This window comes from Saccharothrix texasensis, from assembly GCF_003752005.1.
GTDB lineage: Bacteria > Actinomycetota > Actinomycetes > Mycobacteriales > Pseudonocardiaceae > Actinosynnema > Actinosynnema texasense.
Window position 1 is genome coordinate 559,529 of record NZ_RJKM01000001.1, and the last position, 17,072, is coordinate 576,600.

At 71.9% G+C, this 17,072-nt stretch carries 11 protein-coding genes; 6 read left to right on the top strand and 5 right to left on the bottom strand.

Annotation, left to right across the window (positions count from 1 at the left end; all coding sequences use genetic code 11):
* Positions 1-145: 145 nt before the first annotated feature.
* The 3 genes from EDD40_RS02190 to EDD40_RS02200 are packed head-to-tail and all read left to right on the top strand — an operon-like array spanning position 146 to position 2,507.
* Entirely contained in the window at positions 146-694 is a 549-nt protein-coding gene (locus tag EDD40_RS02190) for an NADPH-dependent FMN reductase (protein ID WP_123741405.1), read from the top strand.
* 26 nt (positions 695-720) lie between these two features.
* Positions 721-1,668, top strand: coding sequence for an ATP-binding cassette domain-containing protein (locus tag EDD40_RS02195; RefSeq protein ID WP_123741406.1), 948 nt, complete (start codon positions 721-723; stop codon positions 1,666-1,668).
* Positions 1,665-2,507 (top strand): ABC transporter permease, encoded by an 843-nt coding sequence (locus tag EDD40_RS02200; RefSeq protein ID WP_123741407.1) that lies wholly within the window; start codon positions 1,665-1,667, stop codon positions 2,505-2,507. The genes EDD40_RS02195 and EDD40_RS02200 overlap by 4 nt, the downstream gene beginning before the upstream one ends.
* Position 2,508: 1 nt before the next feature.
* On the opposite strand, the gene EDD40_RS02205 is transcribed toward EDD40_RS02200, so the two are convergent.
* Both EDD40_RS02205 and EDD40_RS02210 read right to left on the bottom strand, forming a co-directional pair.
* Positions 2,509-5,454 (bottom strand): ATP-binding protein, encoded by a 2,946-nt coding sequence (locus tag EDD40_RS02205; protein ID WP_123741408.1) that lies wholly within the window; start codon positions 5,452-5,454, stop codon positions 2,509-2,511.
* A 107-nt stretch (positions 5,455-5,561) separates the two neighbouring features.
* Positions 5,562-6,152 carry a TetR/AcrR family transcriptional regulator gene (locus tag EDD40_RS02210; protein ID WP_123741409.1) on the bottom strand — a complete coding sequence of 197 codons (591 nt, stop codon included), beginning with the start codon at positions 6,150-6,152 and terminating at the stop codon, positions 5,562-5,564.
* Positions 6,153-6,229: 77 nt separating this feature from the next.
* On the opposite strand from EDD40_RS02210, the gene EDD40_RS02215 reads away from it, so the two are divergent.
* A complete protein-coding gene (locus EDD40_RS02215) occupies positions 6,230-7,102 on the top strand; it encodes an SDR family NAD(P)-dependent oxidoreductase (protein ID WP_123741410.1) in 873 nt (290 codons plus the stop codon).
* 49 nt (positions 7,103-7,151) lie between these two features.
* Here the strand turns inward: EDD40_RS02215 and EDD40_RS02220 are convergent, their stop codons facing one another.
* The gene (locus EDD40_RS02220; protein WP_123741411.1) at positions 7,152-10,148 is read right to left on the bottom strand and encodes a 3-keto-alpha-glucoside-1,2-lyase-like domain-containing protein; all 2,997 of its coding nucleotides are present in this window, start codon (positions 10,146-10,148) and stop codon (positions 7,152-7,154) included.
* Positions 10,149-10,521: 373 nt separating this feature from the next.
* On the opposite strand from EDD40_RS02220, the gene EDD40_RS02225 reads away from it, so the two are divergent.
* Complete coding sequence (locus EDD40_RS02225; protein ID WP_123741412.1) at positions 10,522-12,600, top strand: glycosyl hydrolase; 2,079 nt, start codon at positions 10,522-10,524, stop codon at positions 12,598-12,600.
* Here EDD40_RS02225 and EDD40_RS02230 read toward each other — a convergent pair.
* Both EDD40_RS02230 and EDD40_RS02235 read right to left on the bottom strand, forming a co-directional pair.
* Positions 12,590-14,749 carry a putative bifunctional diguanylate cyclase/phosphodiesterase gene (locus EDD40_RS02230; RefSeq protein ID WP_123741413.1) on the bottom strand — a complete coding sequence of 720 codons (2,160 nt, stop codon included), beginning with the start codon at positions 14,747-14,749 and terminating at the stop codon, positions 12,590-12,592. The genes EDD40_RS02225 and EDD40_RS02230 overlap by 11 nt on opposite strands.
* Positions 14,749-15,600, bottom strand: coding sequence for an SAM-dependent methyltransferase (locus EDD40_RS02235; protein WP_246037348.1), 852 nt, complete (start codon positions 15,598-15,600; stop codon positions 14,749-14,751). The genes EDD40_RS02230 and EDD40_RS02235 overlap by 1 nt, the downstream gene beginning before the upstream one ends.
* A 466-nt stretch (positions 15,601-16,066) precedes the next feature.
* Between EDD40_RS02235 and EDD40_RS02240 the strand changes: the two genes are divergently transcribed.
* Positions 16,067-17,065 carry an alpha/beta hydrolase gene (locus EDD40_RS02240; RefSeq protein WP_246037350.1) on the top strand — a complete coding sequence of 333 codons (999 nt, stop codon included), beginning with the start codon at positions 16,067-16,069 and terminating at the stop codon, positions 17,063-17,065.
* Positions 17,066-17,072 lie beyond the last annotated feature (7 nt).

The window sequence follows — 17,072 nt, forward strand, 5'->3', positions numbered from 1 at the left end:
GTTCCGAACGGTCAACTCACCCGTTCTGAACGTAGGACACGCGCGTTCCGAACGTAGGACACGCGCGTTCTGAAGGTAGGACACGCGGGTGCTAGATCCGGTCTAGCGGGCCGTCTCGCGCCTCCTCTGTGAGAGGAGGTGGCGCATGGAGCCGCTGCGCATCGCCGTGATCATCGGCAGCACCCGTGAAGGGCGCGTCGGCGACGGCATCGGCCGGTGGGTCGCCCGGGTCGCGGAACGGCGCGACGACGTCGAGCCGGTCGTGCTCGACCTGGCCGACTACGACTTCCCGCCGTGCTACCCGGGCCGGCCGACGCCCGAGGTCCGCCGGTTCACCGGGCAGGTGGCCGACGCGGACGGGTTCGTCGTCGTCACCGCCGAGTACAACCGCAGCTTCCCGGCCTCCCTCAAGCAGGCGATCGACTACGCCTACGACGAGTGGCACGCCAAGCCCGCCGGGTTCGTCTCCTACGGCTACCGCTCCGAGGGCTTCCACGCCGTCGAGCAGCTCCGGACAGTTTTCACCGAGTTGCACGTCATGACAGTGCGAACGGGTGTCGGCGTGAACCTGCTCGCGGACGAACCGCTCGACACCGAGCGCCGCCGCCGTGCCGCGGAGGCGATGTTCGACCAGCTCTCGTGGTGGGCGTCGGCCCTCAAGGATGCCCGCGCCCGACGCCCTTACGTCTCCTAGCTGTGTCTCACCAAGAAGGGGAACTCATGAACGCCATCGAAACGTCGGGCCTGGTCAAGGTCTTCGGCGACACCCGAGCGGTGGACGGCGTAGACCTGACCGTGCCCGCCGGGACGGTGTACGGCCTGCTCGGCCCGAACGGCGCGGGCAAGACCACGACGGTCCGCGTGCTGGCCACCTTGCTGCGCCCGGACGCGGGGGAGGCGCGGGTGTTCGGCCACGACGTGCGCGCCGATCCGAACGCCGTGCGCCGACTGGTCAGCCTCACCGGGCAGTACGCCTCCGTCGACGAGGACCTGACCGGCACCGAGAACCTGGTCCTGCTGGGCAGGCTGCTCGGCCACACCCGCCCGCACGCCCGCGCCCGGGCGGGGCAGCTGCTGGAGGCGTTCGGCCTGACCGAGGCGGCGGCCAAGCAGGTCAAGCACTACTCGGGCGGCATGCGCCGCCGGCTGGACATCGCGGCGAGCATCCTCAACACGCCGAAGCTGCTGTTCCTGGACGAGCCGACCACCGGCCTGGACCCGCGCAGCCGCAACCAGGTGTGGGACATCGTCCGCGCGGTCGTCGCGCACGGCACCACCGTGCTGCTGACCACGCAGTACCTGGACGAGGCCGACCAGCTCGCGTCCCGCATCGCCGTGATCGACCACGGCAAGGTGATCGCCGAGGGCACCAAGGGCGAGCTGAAGGCGTCCGTCGGGGTCGGCGCGGTGCACCTGCGGCTGCGTGACGCCGACCAACGCCCCCGGGCGCGGCAGGTGCTGGCCGAGGCGCTGGAAGCCGAGGTGCAGCTGGAGCACGACCCGGTCGCGCTGACCGCGCGGCTGGCCGGCCGGGCCACCGAGCAGGCCGCCGAGGCGCTGGCCCGGCTCGCCCGCGAGGGCATCACCGTCGACACGTTCTCCCTCGGCCAGCCCAGCCTGGACGAGGTCTTCCTGGCCCTCACCGACAAGAAGGAGGCGGCGGCGTGACCGTCACCAAGGAAGCCGAGCTGCTGCCCGCGCCCAAGGCGGAGGACCTGGCGGCGGTGCTGCTGGAGACCACGCGGCCGAACCGGCCGAGCGCGCTCTCGGCGTCGCTCACGTTCGGCTGGCGTGCCGTGCTCAAGATCAAGCACGTGCCCGAGCAGCTGTTCGACGTCACCGCGTTCCCGATCATGATGATCTTGATGTTCACCTACCTGTTCGGCGGCGCGCTGGCCGGGTCGCCGGGGGAGTACATCCAGTACCTGCTGCCCGGCATCACGGTGACCAGCGTCGTGATGATCACCATGTACACGGGCGTCGCGGTGAACACCGACATCGAGAAGGGCGTCTTCGACCGGTTCCGCACGCTGCCGATCTGGCGGCCCGCGCCGATGGTCGGCTACATCCTGGGCGACCTGCTGCGGTACGTGCTGGCGTCCACCGTGATCATGGTGGTCGGCCTGGTCCTGGGCTTCCGGCCCGGCGGCGGGTTCGTCGGCGTCGTGCTGGGCGTGGCGGTGCTGGTGGCGTTCTCGTTCGCGTTCTCCTGGGTGTGGACGATGTTCGGCCTGCTGATGCGCAGCGAGAAGTCCGTGATGGGCGTGAGCATGCTGTTCCTGTTCCCGCTCACGTTCCTGTCCAACGTCTACGTCGACCCGGCCACGATGCCGGGCTGGTTGCAGGCGTTCGTCAACGTCAACCCGATCAGCAAGCTGGTCGAGGCCGTGCGCGCGCTGATGGCGGGCGGCTTCGACGGCGACGCGATGATGTGGACCCTCGGCTACGGTGTCGTCTTCACCGTCGTCTTCGGCGCCTGGACCATGCGCCTGTACAACCGCAAGTGACCTACAGGCGAAAGCTCTCCTGTCCCGAGTAGACGCACGTCGCCCCGGTCGAGACGGTCTCCCTCAGGTGGGCCGCGAGACCGGGGTGGCGTGCGTCCAGTTTGCGCAGGGTGTCGCGGATGCGGGCGGTGACGGTCTTGCGGGCCCGTTCGGCCTCGTCGCCGAGCCTGCGGGTGCGGCCGGCCAGACCGGCGGCGGCACGCAGCTCGTCCAGCAGGGCGGCGCGTTCGCGGTCCAGGGCGGCGGCGCGGTCGTCGTCGGACGCGCGGTCGATCTCGTCGTCCAGCTGCGCCAGCCGGCGTCGGTAGCGGGACTTCGCCTCGTCGTCCAGCACCGGGTCGCCGCCCAACCGCGCCGACGCCACCGCCTCCGGCGCGAGCAACGCCGCCGCGGCCACCGGCTCACCCGGGCTGCCGAGCAGCACGTGCAGGTCACGCAGCCCTTTCGAGTCCGGCACCCGCACGGTGACGCCGTCGTACGACAAGGCCCACACCTCACCGTCACGCCGGAACTCGCACGTGGTCCGCTCACCCCGCACCGGCGTGCCCCGCGCCCGCAGCGCCTCCTCCAGGTGCTGCCGCGCCCGTGCCGCCCAGGGCCGGGCACGCATCCGCTCCGCCGACAGCCTCGCCGCCGTCAACTCCGCCACCGCCTCGTCGCACCGGCCCAGCACCAGGTCCACCAGACCGAGCCACAGGTCCACCGGCCCGCTGACGTCGCACCCGTACAACGACACCAGCCACTTGCCCCGGTGCGGCGCCAACTCCTCGCGCACCCGCGCGGCCAGCTCCCGGTCACCGGCCGCGTGGGCGAACTGGGCCCGGAACCGCAGCCACAACGGCTCGAAGTACGGCTGCGACCGATCGTCCTGCTCGACGTGGACGCGGGCGGTCGCCACGTCACCACGCTCGAGGGCGGCGATGCCGGCCGGCAGACCCGGGACCGAGTAGTTGCTCGCGAGAATCTCGGGCGCCAACTCGTCCAGCTCGGCGAACCTGCCCTGCGGCAGCAACAACGCCCACCGCAGGTGCAGGTACATCATCCGGAACCCGATGTGCCTGCTCGCACCCAGCTCGATCGCCTTGGCCAGCAGCGCCTCCGCCTCGGCGAACCGGCCCTGCATCACGGCGATGATCGACTGGTCGATCGCGGCCGAGAAGTTGAACCGGCTCATGCCCAGCCGCTCCGACAGGGCGACGAACGCGTGCACCTGGTCGACGTAGCGCGGGTCGCCGAGCTCCACCAGCGCCACCCACCGGAACGAGGTGGCGAAGTGCTCGACGGTGTGGTCGCCGCTGCGCCGCGACACGGTCAGCAGCTCGTCGATCAACGCCAGCCGCTGCTCCGCGTTGCCGATCCCCAGCGTGGTGTCGTGCACGGCCCAGAGACCCGAGGCCAACGCGTCGTCATCGTCACCACCCCGGGCCATCTCGGTGGCGTGCAAGCTGATCTCCCGGGCCAGCACCTCCGGCGGCGCGTCCGGCGGCGGCCCGACCAACCGGGCGTACGCCTCCCGCACCAAGGCCGCCGCCCGGCCCTCTTCCTCGGCGAACCGGTACACCGCCAACGCGACGAAGGCGAACGGCGTCGGGTCGGCCAGCTCACGCGCCCACCCCGCCGCCTCGTGGAAGACCCGACGGGCCTCGGCGGGCTCGGCGCAGTGGTACAGCTCGTTGCCGAGCTCCAACGCCACCGCGACGCGCCGCCTGACGCCCTCGGCCCGCTCCAGCGCCCGCCGGTAGTGCCCGGCGGCCTCCTCGACCGCCATCCGGCGACTCGCGTCCCGGGCCGCCGCGACGATCAGGTCCACCGCCCGGTCGGCGGCCAACCGGTCACCGGCCAGGTGCGCGTGCCGGGCCAGCTCCACCGGCGCCACCTGGTCGGCCAGGTCGCCGTCCAACGCCCGCACCACGGCCGCGTGCCGCGCGTCCACATCGGACAGCGAGCCGTACAGCGTCTCACGCACCAGGTCGTGCGCGAACGAGAACCGACCACCACCCAGCCCCAGCACCAGCCGCGCCTGCGCGGCCTGGTCGAGCAACCGGTCCACCGCCGGCACCGGCAGCGACGCCGTGGCGGCCAGCACCTTGCGGTGGAACTCGTGCCCCAGCACGGCGGCCGTCGTCAACAACTCGCCGACCTGCGCGGGCAACAACGACAACCGCCGCCGCAACGCGTCCCGCACGCCGGGCGCGATCGCCGTCACCGGCGCACCCCCGTGCCACAACCGCGCGGTCTGCTCGACGAAGAACGGGTTCCCGCCGGTCCGCAGGTGCACCTCGGCCACCAACCCCGGCTCCGGCTCTCGACCGGCCGTCCGCGCCATCAGCTCGCCGACCTCGACCGGCGACAGCCCCGCCAACGCCACCGTCGCGGCCCGGCTGAGCAACGGCGTCATCAACGGCCGCAGCGGGTGGTCCCCGGCCTCCACCTCGTTGTCGCGGTAGGTGCCGACCAGCAGCACGCGCTCGAACCAGGTGTGCTGCGCCGCGAACTCCAGCAGCTTCAACGACGCCGGGTCGGCCCAGTGCAGGTCCTCCAGCACGACCACCACGGGCCGGTGCTGCGACACCGCCACCAACGCCGTCGTCACCGCGTCGTACAAGGGGAAGCTCTCCGGCGTGTGCTCCGCCGGCGCCTCGCCGAGCAGCACCGCCAGCGGACCCGGGTCCACCGACTCCCACTCCTGGACCGTCGCCGCCCGCCGCAGCGCCCGGATCACCTGCACCCACGGCCAGTACCCGGGCGCGCTGTCGGAGTCCCAACACGCCCCGCCGAGCACCACCGCCCCCACCCGCCGCGCCTGCTCGGCCGCGCCGGTCACCAACGTCGTCTTGCCGATCCCCGCCTCACCGGCGACCAGCACCAACCCACCATGACTACCGGCCGCCCGCTCGACCTCCGCGCGCAGCACCCCAGCTGAATGATCACGTCCGATGAGTCGCATGGCAGGTGAAACCTAACCCATCCCACCGACACGGGTCCGGCATTCAGGCGATCCCGCCCACTCTCTTTCGCTCACCTGTGCGAACCCCAACCCCGGCGAGGACTCGTTCAGTTCTCGGGTGACAGCTCGCTCAACCGCGCGAACGTCCCGTCCACCGCCCCGGTCAACGCCTCCGGGTCGCCGTCCGCCAACGCGTTCCCCGCCGTGAAGCACGCCAGTGCCAGTTGCGGCGCGAGCACCGCCACCTCGGCCGACGCGCCGCGTTCCAGCAAGGTGGCGCGGAAGACCTCCGACAACCTGGCGAACTTGCGCGCCGCGCGATCCCGCAGCTCGGGGTTCTCGCGCAGCAGCCGTTCGTGCATGCGGTAGTGCTCGCCGTCCGCCGTCAGCTCCCGGCACAGGTCCGTCGCGACCGCGCGCAGCTGCGCCACCGCGCCCGTCAGGTCGGTGACCGGTGGCAACGCCCGGTGCCGTTCGGTCAGCTCCTCGACGATCGCCTGCTCGTCGGAGAAGACGACTTCCTGCTTGTCGCCGAAGTAGCGGAAGAACGTCGTGCGGCCCACTTCGGCCCGTTCGGCGATGTCGGTGACCGTCACCGCGGCGAAGCCGCGTTCGGCGAACAGCTCGAACGCCGCCGCCACGATCTGTTCCCGCGCGCGCTGTTGCTTGCGCTCGCGCAGCGGCATCCGTTCCGGCATGGGCTCAGCATAACGGCACCGGTACGAAGTGCGGTACGGTACTCAGTACCAGTTCGAACTACGTACCAGGAGCGACCATGGGCACGACCTTGATGACCGGCGCGAGCCGGGGGCTCGGCCGCGAGGCCGCCGAACACCTGCTCCGCCACCACCCGGACCGGCACCTGCTGGTGTTCAACCGCAGGCCCGGCCTGGCCGCCGAACTGGCCGCGGTCACCGGCAACCGCAACGTCTCCGAGGTGGTCTGCGACCTGGCGTCGTTCGCCGACATCCGCCGCGCCGCCGCCGAGGTGGAGGGACCGCTGGACGGGTTCCTGGGCAACGCGGGCCTGCAGATGGCGACCACCCGCAAGCTCACCGCCGACGGCTTCGAGATGACCTTCGGCGTGAACGTGCTGGCGTACCACCTGCTGCTGAACCTGCTCATGCCGCGCTTCACGAACCCGGCGCGGATCGTCGTGGTCGGCAGCGACGTGCACGACGCCGACCTGAACACCCTGGGCCTGATCCCGCCGCCGCGCTGGGACCACCCGCGTGAGCTGGTCAAGCCGGGCGAGGACTCCGCGAAGGAGGGCAGGCGGGCGTACGCCACCAGCAAGCTCGGCGTGATCTACCTCGTCCACGCCCTGCGGCGCCGGCTGCCCGAGGGCGTGGACGTCTACTCCTACAACCCGGGCCTGGTGCCGGACACGGAGCTGTCGCGCGACGCCGGCCGCTTCGGCCGGGCCGCGTTCCGGGCGGTCGGCAAGGTCCTGGTCGCCATGCCGTTCGCGACCACGTCGGCCGCGGCCGGCCGCCTGCTGGCCGAGACGATGGCAGGACCCCGCCCCGGCGAGAGCGGCTCGTACATCAACAAGGGCGTGGTGGTCGCTTCCTCGTCGGAGTCCTACGACGAGCGGCGCGAAGAGGAACTGTGGGCCACCGCCGACGACCTGTGCGGCCTGGCCTGACCCCGCCCCGCGCCGGGCCGCTCCACCGAACGACCCGGCGCGGGTGCGCTCAACCGAGCGGCTCGACCCAGATGTTGCGGAACCTGACGTTCTCACCGGCGTCACCGTGGTCCTGCAACCGCAACGGCCCCGCGGTGGGCCCTTCGGCGGCCCCGCCACCGGTCGACCCGTCGATCGCGAAGTCCTGGTGCACCGTGACCCCGTTCCACACCACCGTGACCCGCGCGTTCGCGATCTTGACCCCCGCGCTGTCGAACCGGGCCGCCCGGAACGTGACGTCGTACGTCTGCCACGTCTGCGGCGCGGTTCCCGGGTTGGCGGCAGCCGCTCTCTTCAGGTAGATGCTCGCGGCGTCGTCCGCCGCCAGCGGCTGCTTCCCGAAGCTGTCCAGGATCTGCAGCTCGTACCGGTCCTGGAGGTACACGCCGCTGTTGGCCCGCTGCTGTCCCGTCACGTTCGACGGCAGGTTCGGCAGCCAGAACTCCAGGTGCATCTTGAAGTCCCCGAACACCTGCCTGCTGCGGATGTCACCGCCGAGCGCCTCCACCGACCCGTTCGCCACCGGCCACGACGGGGCGCTGCCGTCGCCGTTGCGCCAGTTCTCCGTGCCGCCGCCGCTGTAGAGCGCGACGCGCTGCGCCGGGGTGACCGTGAGGTAGTCGAGGTTGACGTGCCCGACGTCTCCGCTGTCCACCTTGTACGCGATGGTGTTCGCGCCGGCCCGCAGCGCCAACGCCTCGGTGTGCGTGGCCCACGTGTCCCAGGTGCCGGTGTCGGCCAACGCGACCTGCCTGACCTTCGTCCCGTTGACGTACACGCTCACGGTCTTGGTCCCGGACGACGGGTTGGGCCCGTTGCTGTAGCGCAGGCCCACGTTGTGCGAGCCGCCCGCCGCCGCGTTCACCGCGAACCGGGTGGTGGCGCCCTGCGTGCCGTACCCGGCGACGAAGCCCGAGCCGGAGTAGCCGGTGTGGTCGGTGGCGAGCCCGGCGCCGCCGGACAGGGCCGCGCTCTCGGCCTCGAACGACTGGGTGGCCGACGGCGTGCTGCCGACGAGGTTGTTGAGGGTGTACCAGGCTTCGGTGTTCCACAGCGGGACACCGGTGTTCGACGAGAACGGGCGCGGGGAGCGCAGGTGCACCACCCGGCCGGCTTTCAGGCCGTTGAGCTTCACCGTGACCTTCCGGCCGTCCGCCGACAGGGTGGCCGAGGTGACCGGCAGGCTTTCCTGGTCGACCTTGGGCCCGCCGTAGGTCGACGCCGCCGCGTACCGCCACTGCGTGGCCCGGTACCGGCCGGCCAGCCCCGCCGCGGTCTCCGCCGACAGCGGCTGGGTGTACTCGACCTCGAACCCGCCCGCGACGGCCCGCATCGCCAGCACGTCGAACGTCCGGCCGCCGTTGGGCGCGAGCTTCTGCAGGCCGTACAGCAGCTTGCCGTCCTGGCCCCAGTTGCCGCCGTCCCCGATGCCGCCGATGTAGACCGCGCCGTCCGGGCCGAGGGTGATCCGGTTGACGCCCGCTTCCAGGCCCTGCGTCATCCGGAACACCGCGCCCTGGTACTCGCCGTTGACCTTCTCCAGGAACGCGCGTTGGAGACCGCCGTAGGTGACGTCGCCGAAGACCATCTGCCCGGCGAAGGTGCCCTGGGTGAGCTGAACGGGTGTGCTGGGGGAGTTGGCGATCTCGTTCTGCGGCAGCCACAGCACGGGCGCGGTGACCGGCTGCGCGTCGAACGGGCCGGCCGGGGTGGTGTAGTGGTTGAAGAACCGGTCCTGCTTGATGTGCACCATCTTCGACGCGGGCAGGTAGCCGCCCTGGTTGTCGTTGACGAAGATGCCGCCCTCGGGGCCCCAGCCGATCCCGTTGGGCGTGCGCAGGCCGCCCGCGAGGTAGCTGACCTGCCCCGTGGCGCGGTCGACCTTCACCGTCGTGCCCCGGTTGGCCGCGGGCTGCGGGTTGGTGGTCGCGCCGCCCTCGTTGATCGCGACGGACAGGCTCAGGTAGAACGCGCCGTCCTTGTACAGCAGGCCGAACGCGAACTCGTGGAAGTTCCCGCCGTACGGCCAGGTCGCCACCGCGCGCGACTGGTCGACCACGTCGTCGCCGTTGGTGTCGGTCAGCTCGGTGAGCTGGTGCTTCTGCGACACGTAGATCTTGCCGTCGAGCACCTTCAGGCCCATCGGCTCGCGCAGGTTCGTCGCGATCCGCTTGGTGGTGACCCGGTCGGGCGAGGTCGCGCCGGTGACGTTGCCGAGCACCCAGATCTCACCGGTGTCCGTGCTCTTGCCGTCCCAGGTGGCGATGGCCAGGCGGCCGTCGGGGAACCAGTCCATCGCGCTGACCCGGGGCTGGAAACCGGCGGGGCGCAGGTTGGTCAGCGTGTAGTCCGGGTGCACGGAGTTCAGCGGCAGCCCGTCGCCGGGCGAGTCGGCGCCCGTCGCGCAGTCCTTGCGGCCGGGCGCGGTGACCCGGACGACGCCGCTGTCCGTGCTGAGCGCCGAGTTCGGCACGACCGTGAAGGCGGTGGCGCCCGGCGGCTTCCACTGCAGCGTCAACTGCTGCCCGCCGTCGCGCTCGAAGTGGTCGATCAGCAGCGAGTGGTAGCCGGTCGACAGGGTGATCGAGCCGTCCTTGGGGTCCGGCCCGTGCAGCCCGTCGTGGTCGACGACCACGGCGCCGTCCACGGACAGCCGCGACCCGTCGTCGCTGAGCAGCCGGAACGCGTAGCTGCCCGCCTGCGTGACGTTGATGTTGCCGGTGACCTGGGCGACGAACCGGTCGGCGAACCCGAAGTCGGTGGTCGAGGTCCAGTCGACGGTGGGCATGAGCTTGTCGACGTTGGGCGTCTGGGCGGGCTTGAGCGTGCAGAGCCGGTCGAGCGCCACTTGGACGTCGAAGACGCGCAACGTCACGCCCGGCTCTTGGGGTGGCACCGCGTCGCTCCGCGGATCGGCCGCGGCCGGCTGGCCCGAGCCGCCGAGCAGCAGCGCTGCCGCTAACAGGCCGAGGGCGGGGTTGCGCGTCCGTCGCGCTGTCCATCTCATGATCCATGCTCCAGGAGGGCAAGGACGACCACGCGTTGTCCGACGTCGTCGTCGCACGGTTGCAGGGTCCGCACGCGGTGGCGGGGTGAGACAGGGCGGAGCTGTGCTCGGTCGGAGGGGAGGGCGAACGTGAGGAACCGTAGGTCGCCCGCAGTGGTCTAGTCCAGTACTTTCGCTGATTCTGACCACACTTTTGTCTGGTTATTACATAAGTTCTCTCCTCGTACCGCCTCGCGAGGCCTCGGTCACTCTCGCCTCCCGCCCGGCCTCTTCTCCTGACCCGGCTCCGCCCCTATGCTGCTGGCAGCACTGGGAGCGCTCCCAGGCCGGTGCGGCTCGTGCCCCTGCCACTGTCGGTGAAGGGACCAACGACGTGAGGTTGTCACTGATCGTCTCGCTGATGGCCCTGACCCTCGCCCCACCCGCCGCGGCCGCGGCGTCGGGCGAGTGGATCGAGGCCGAGGGCGGCGCCCTGTCCGGCGTCGTGGTCGAGACGACCGTCGAGGGCTTCTCCGGCGCCGGCTACGTCGGCGGGTTCGACGAGGCCGCCGACCACGTGACCATCACGATCCCGGACAGCCCCGGCGGCCTGCACGACCTCACCGTCCGCTACGCCGCGCCGAACGGGCCCAAGAAGACCGCGGTCTCGCTCAACGGCACCCCCGTCGGCGAGGTGGCCCTGGCCGAGAGCGCGGGCTTCACCGAGGCCACCGGCGCGAAGCTGGTGCTGGCCGAGGGCGCCAACACGGTCACCTTCACCAGCGCCTGGGGCTGGTACCTCATCGACGCGATCAAGGTCGCACCCAGCGCGCCCCCCGCGCCCGGCGTCCACGAAGCCGAGGACGGCCGGCTGGACGGCACGGTGGTCGAGTCGAGCGTGGCCGGCTTCTCGGGCCGCGGCTACGTCGCCGGTTTCGACAGCGGCGCCGACAGCGTGACCATCACGATCCCGGACAGCCCCGGCGGCCTGCACGACCTCACGATCTTCTACGCCACCCCGTACGGCCCGAAGACGGCGTCCCTCTCGCTCAACGGCGCGGGGCTGGGCGACGTCCAGTTCCCCGACCACCCCACCTTCACGTCCGTCCCGGCGGGCAAGGTCCTGCTCCGCGCCGGCGACAACACGGTCACCATCACCAACAACTGGGGCTGGTACCTGATCGACGCGATCAAGGTGACGCCCAGCGCGCCGCGCGGACCGCACCAGGTCACCGGCGCGTTGACCGACCCGGCCGCCACCGCCGAGGCCAAGGGCCTGATGCGCTACCTGGCCGACAACTACGGCGAGCGCATCCTGTCCGGCCAGCAGGACCAGGCGAGCATCGACTGGGTCGAGCAGAACACCGGCAAGGCGCCCGCCATCGGCGGCTACGACCTCATGGACTACTCGCCCAGCCGGGTCGAGCGCGGCACCGTCGGCCACGACGTCGACCACGCCATCGCCCACGACCGGCGCGGTGGCGCGGTCACCCTGGCCTGGCACTGGAACGCGCCGTCCGGCCTGATCGACCAGCCCGGCAAGGAGTGGTGGCGCGGCTTCTACACCGACGCGACCACGTTCGACCTCGCCGCCGCCCTGGCCGACCCGACCTCCGCCGACCACCGGCTCCTGATCCGCGACATGGACGCCATCGCCGTGCAGCTCAAGCGGCTCGCCGACGCGGGCGTGCCGGTGCTGTGGCGACCGCTGCACGAGGCCGAGGGCGGCTGGTTCTGGTGGGGCGCGAAGGGACCCGGCCCGGCCAAGGAGCTGTACCGGCTGCTGCACCAGCGGCTCGTCGGGCACCACGGCCTGCACAACCTGATCTGGGTCTGGAACTCCGTCTCGCCCGACTGGTACCCCGGCGACGACGTGGTCGACGTGGTCAGCATGGACTCCTACCCGCCCCAGGGCGACCACGGCCCGGTGATCGGCCCGTACGAGAAGCTGGTCGACCTCGGCGGTGACCGCAAGCTGGTGGCCCTGGGCGAGGTCGGCTCCATCCCCGACCCCGACCTGGTCCGCGCCTACCAGGCCCGCTGGTCCTGGTTCGTCACCTGGTCGGGCTCGTTCATCCAGGACGGCGTGGTCAACCCGCGCGACTTCGTGCAACGCGTGTACGACCACCCCGACGTCGTCACCCTCGACGAGCTGCCCGACTTCAAGGAGACCGAGGGCGACTGCGCCGCGACCATGCGCGTGGTGGCGCAGTGGGGCACCGGCCACCACGTCGAGATCACCCTGCGGCACCAGGAGAACTCGCCGTCCGCGGGCTGGCGGGTGACCTGGCCGCTCGCCGCGGGGCAGGGCGTCCGGCACGTCTGGGGCGCGACCGTCACCACCGACGGCACGACCGCGACGGCGAAGAACCTCGCGTGGAACGCGGCCGTCAAGCCGGGGGAGAGCACCACCTTCGGCTACCTCGCCAGTGGCTCCCCGACAGCGCCTGCCTTGACTTGCGCTATCGGGTGATCACGTCCGGTGGACCGGCGGGAGCGAACAGGGGACCGGACGCGGTGTCCGCACCCACCTCCCGCCACCACCGGGCTTGTTCCGGTGTCGTGACGTCGGCGGCGGTCACGCCGACGCCGGCGTCACGCACCACCTCCAGCACACCGGCCAACGCCCGCGCCACCGCCGATCCCGGCCGCGAGGCGGGCGACTGGGCCAGCCGCACCGCCCGCACCGGCAGCACCCCGTCGAGCAGGCGCGCCAGGTCGTCCGGCGCGGCGGTGAAGTCCTCCACCTCGACGCCCACGCCGTCCTCGGCCAGGTACTTCAGGGTGTCGGCCGCCTCGCCGCGCTCACCGGCCAACGCCTCGCCCGGCAACGCCTGCCCGGTCGACGCCTGACCGCGCTCGCCGCCGAACAACGCCCGACCCGGCGCGCCGAGCCGCAACGACGACGCGGGCAACCCGGTGGCGGCCAGCGCGTCGCGCACCACGCCGTGCAGATCCGGGTCCGCCGCCTGGCTCGGCGACAACGCCCACCGCACCGGCAGGTCCCGACCGAGCTCCCGCCGCCACGACCTGGCCTGCTCGCCCGCCGTCCGCAACGCCCACGTGCCCAGCGGCACGATCAGCCCGGTGTCCTCGGCCAGGGCGAGGCACTGCTCGTGCGGCAGCGCGCCCAACGTCGGGTGGTCCCACCGCAGCACCGCCTCGGCGGACTCCACCTGTCCGTCCGCGAGCCGCACCACCGGCCGGTACAGCACCTGGAGCTCGCCGTTCGCCCACGCGCCGGGCATGGTCGCGGCCAGGCTGAACGCGCGCCGGTCCCGGCCGTCCTGCGCCGGGTCCGACAGCTCCCACTGCCTGCGCCCGTTGCCCCTGGCCCGCCGCAGGGTGAGGTCGGCGGAGTCGAGCAGGTCCGACGGCGCCGAGTCGCGCGGCGGCCGGTGCACCACGCCGATCGTGGCCGACACCGCCACCCGCGCGCCGCCGGAGTGGAACGGCGCGGACAGCAGGTTGTTGATCCGCCGGACCGTGGTCACCACGTCGGGCGTGGTCGGCGTGTTCTCGACCAGGATCGCGAACTCGTCGTGCCCGAACCGGGCGACCATCGCGTTCTCCTCGGCCATCACCGCCTGCAGCCGCCCGGCGACGACCTTGAGCACGTGGTCGCCGACCTCGCGGCCGAGACCGCCGGTGATCCGGGAGAAGCCGTCGAGGTCGAGGTGGAACACGCTGACGCCGGTGCCCGGGTCGGCCGTGCGCAGCGCCTGCTCCAGCCTGCTGGTGAAGAACTGGCGGTTGGGCAGCCGGGTCAGCACGTCGTGCAGCGCCTGGTGGTTGAGCTGGCCCTGCAGGAGGTTGACGTCGGTGGCGTCCTCCACGAGCACGACCACCTGGGCCCGGCCTTCGAGTCGGCGCAACGGCGACAGCGTGAGCATCACCCAGGCCGGCTCGCCGTCACCGCGCACGAGTTGGCGGGGCTGGGTGATGGACGCCGTGCCGCTGTCGGCCAGCTGCCCGAAGTCGGCGCGCAACGCCACCCGCTCGTCCGGGTGCGCCAGCTCGAACAGCGACGACCCGGCCAGCTCGGCGGGCGGCCGGTCCACGATCCGGGCCAGCGCGCCGTTGGACCGCACCAGCGTGCCGTCCGGGTCGGCGGTGGCGATGCCGGTGGACAGGTGGTGCTCCAGCAGCTCGAACCTGGCCTCGCTGTACTGGAGCTCCACCTGCGCCTCGCGCATCGCCTTGTACAGCGAGCGGCCGAGCTGCTCCTGCTGGGCCAGCACGGTGGCGCGGACCTTGTCGACGAAACCCGCCGAGAGCGAGGCGATCACGTCGACCACGCGTTCGCGCAGCCTGTCCGGCGGCGTGAGGGCGGGCACGGCGAGCAGGCCCTTGGTCAGAATCTCCACCGAGACCTGGAGCGCCTCGGCGGTGGCGCAGTTCAGGTCGACCAGCGCGACGCCGACCTCGCGGCCGGTGCGCTGCGCTGGCGACTCGCCCGCGACACCCGCGCACAGCCGTTCGACCAACCCGAGCAGCTGCCGTTCCAGCTCGGCGTTGGTGAGCGGGACGAACGTGCGGGAGCTGAGCAGGTAGGCCCACTTCTTGGCGAGCTTCGTCCGGGCCCGCGGCCCGTCCGCGTCCTGGGGGAGCGCGGCGGTCATCAGCGGTCCCCTCCCGACCCTCGACCGGCCGCCGGGTCGGGCTTGCGGCCGACACCCGCCCAGACCTGGTTGTTGTCCTCGGCCTGGTCGGCGATGTCGCCCGCGCCGCCGGGCCGCCACAGCGCGTGCCCCACCACGCCCGGCTCGACCAGCTCGTAACCGTCGAACAACTCGACCACCTCGGCGTGCGTGCGGTACACCAGGTTGTCCTTGGACCTGCTCTCGCGCACGGTGTCCGCCGCCCGCCGCATCGTCTCCGCGCGGTCGTCGGCGGTGGCGTGCGAGATCACCACGAAGCTGCCCGGGGCCAGCCGGTCGCGGTACCGGGCGAGCAGCCTGCCCGGCTCCTCCTCCGGCCGCACGAAGTGCACGACCAGCAGCAGGAGCAGCGCGACCGGCTCGTCGAAGTCCAGCAGGTCGGTCACCTCGGGCCGGCTCAGCACGTCCGCCGGCTCACGCAGGTCCGCCTGCACGGCCGTGGCGTTCGCGTCGTCGGCCAGCAGGAGCCGGCTGTGCGCGATCGCGACCGGGTCCTTGTCGACGTAGACGACCCGGCAGTCCGGCGCCACCTCCTGCGCGATCTCGTGCACGTTGCCCGCGGTGGGTATGCCCGAGCCGATGTCGAGGAACTGCCGCACACCCCGTTCGGCGAGGTGCGTGACCGCGCGGCGCAGGAACGACCGGTTCAGCCGGACCAGGTCGCGCGCGCCGGGCAGGACCTTCAGCATCTCGTCGCCCATGGCCCGGTCCACGGCGAGGTTGTGCGCGCCGCCGAGCAGGTAGTCGTAGGTCCTGGCCACGCTCGGCACCGTGGTGTCGACGCCTTCGGGCATCCAGTCCAGGTCGCTCATGACGCGCTCCGGGCTTTCGCGAATCGATCGGGAACGGGGGCGGACCAGGACATCCAACTCCTCGGGTCGCGTGGGCACCAGCGAATTCGGGAACTTAACTCCAATGCGCGATCCCACTTCGCGTCGAACGGCGCATAGAGTGCACGCCGATGAACGCCGATGCCACCGGCAAAACCGAGTCGTCCACGGTTCCGAGGTGATTACCGCTGCTCGGGCAAGCCGCTGCCAGGTCGTGAGGTCTTCGGGAACGGCCTGGTCAGCGCCGTCGACGAATCCTACCGAAACCCCGGCCGACATCGGCCGACCCACCCGCGTCCCACGGCCGATCGCTTATCTGGTATTCCGAGACGATTGACCGCACCACGCGTCGGTCCGGCGAATTCCTGCCGAGGTGGACAAATGCCGGAGCCGGTCACCGACAACCGCACGTCACGCCCGTCGCACTCCCTGATGGAGGTCGTCTTCCTTGCGGTACTCACTCGCCGCCTGCCTGGTGGCGCTCATGGTGGTGTCGTCGCCGACGCCCGCGTCCGGCTCGACCGACGCCTCCTGCCGTGACGTCGACGTGCCGGTGACCGTCCTCGGTCACCGCGAAGTCGTGCACGGCTCGCTGTGCGCGCCGACCGGCGCCACCACCGTCCACCTGCTCATCCCCGGCTCCACCTACAACAGCGCCTACTGGGACTTCCCGGACGGCAGGCACTCGTTCCGCGCCGCGCAGAACGCCGCCGGGATCGCCACCTTCGCCGTCGACCGGCTCGGCACCGGGCGCAGCTCGAAGCCCCTCGCCGTGACGCTGACCGCGTTCGTGCAGGCCGACGCCATGCACCAGGTCGTGCTGGGCCTGCGGGCCGGCGCGCACGGGCCCCGGTTCAGCCGGGTCGTCATCGGCGGCCACTCGCTCGGCGCGGCGATCGCCGCGGTGGAGGCGGGCACCTACCACGACGTGGACGGCGTGCTGCTGACCGGCATGACGCACCGGGTGAACCCGGTCGGCGTGGCGGCGGCGTTCGCGAACTTCCGCCCGGCCAACCTCGACCCGAAGTTCGGGCTGCTCCACCCGCTCGGCTACCTGACCACCGCGCCCGGCACCCGGTACGACAGCTTCCACGCGCCGGGTGAGCTCGTGCCGGACGTCATGGAGCTGGAGGAAGCCACCAAGGACGTCTTCTCGCCGACCGAGGCCGTCGACGGGCTCGGCGTCGCCGTGCTGCTGCCGTTCAGCCTGCTGATCGACGTGCCGGTGATGACCGCCGTCGGCTCGCGCGACGCGGCGGTGTGCGGCCCGCCGGCCACGGACTGCTCGACGTCGGAGACGCTGCACGCGGCCGAGGCGCCGTACTTCCGGGCCCCGCTGCGGGCCTACGCGCTGCCCGGCTACGGCCACTCGATCAACCTCGCGCCCAACGCGCGGGACTACTACTCGGCGGTCTCCTCCTGGGTTTCGCAGGAGGTGGGCCGCTGACCGGTGG

What these genes read in the sequence shown, in the direction of transcription:
- EDD40_RS02190 (WP_123741405.1), top strand. Translation starts at nt 146, where the DNA reads ATGGAGCCGCTGCGCATCGCCGTGATCATCGGCAGCACCCGTGAAGGG.
- EDD40_RS02195 (WP_123741406.1), top strand. Translation starts at nt 721, where the DNA reads ATGAACGCCATCGAAACGTCGGGCCTGGTCAAGGTCTTCGGCGACACC.
- EDD40_RS02205 (WP_123741408.1), bottom strand. Translation starts at nt 5,454, where the DNA reads ATGCGACTCATCGGACGTGATCATTCAGCTGGGGTGCTGCGCGCGGAG.
- EDD40_RS02210 (WP_123741409.1), bottom strand. Translation starts at nt 6,152, where the DNA reads ATGCCGGAACGGATGCCGCTGCGCGAGCGCAAGCAACAGCGCGCGCGG.
- EDD40_RS02215 (WP_123741410.1), top strand. Translation starts at nt 6,230, where the DNA reads ATGGGCACGACCTTGATGACCGGCGCGAGCCGGGGGCTCGGCCGCGAG.
- EDD40_RS02220 (WP_123741411.1), bottom strand. Translation starts at nt 10,148, where the DNA reads ATGAGATGGACAGCGCGACGGACGCGCAACCCCGCCCTCGGCCTGTTA.
- EDD40_RS02230 (WP_123741413.1), bottom strand. Translation starts at nt 14,749, where the DNA reads ATGACCGCCGCGCTCCCCCAGGACGCGGACGGGCCGCGGGCCCGGACG.
- EDD40_RS02235 (WP_246037348.1), bottom strand. Translation starts at nt 15,600, where the DNA reads ATGAGCGACCTGGACTGGATGCCCGAAGGCGTCGACACCACGGTGCCG.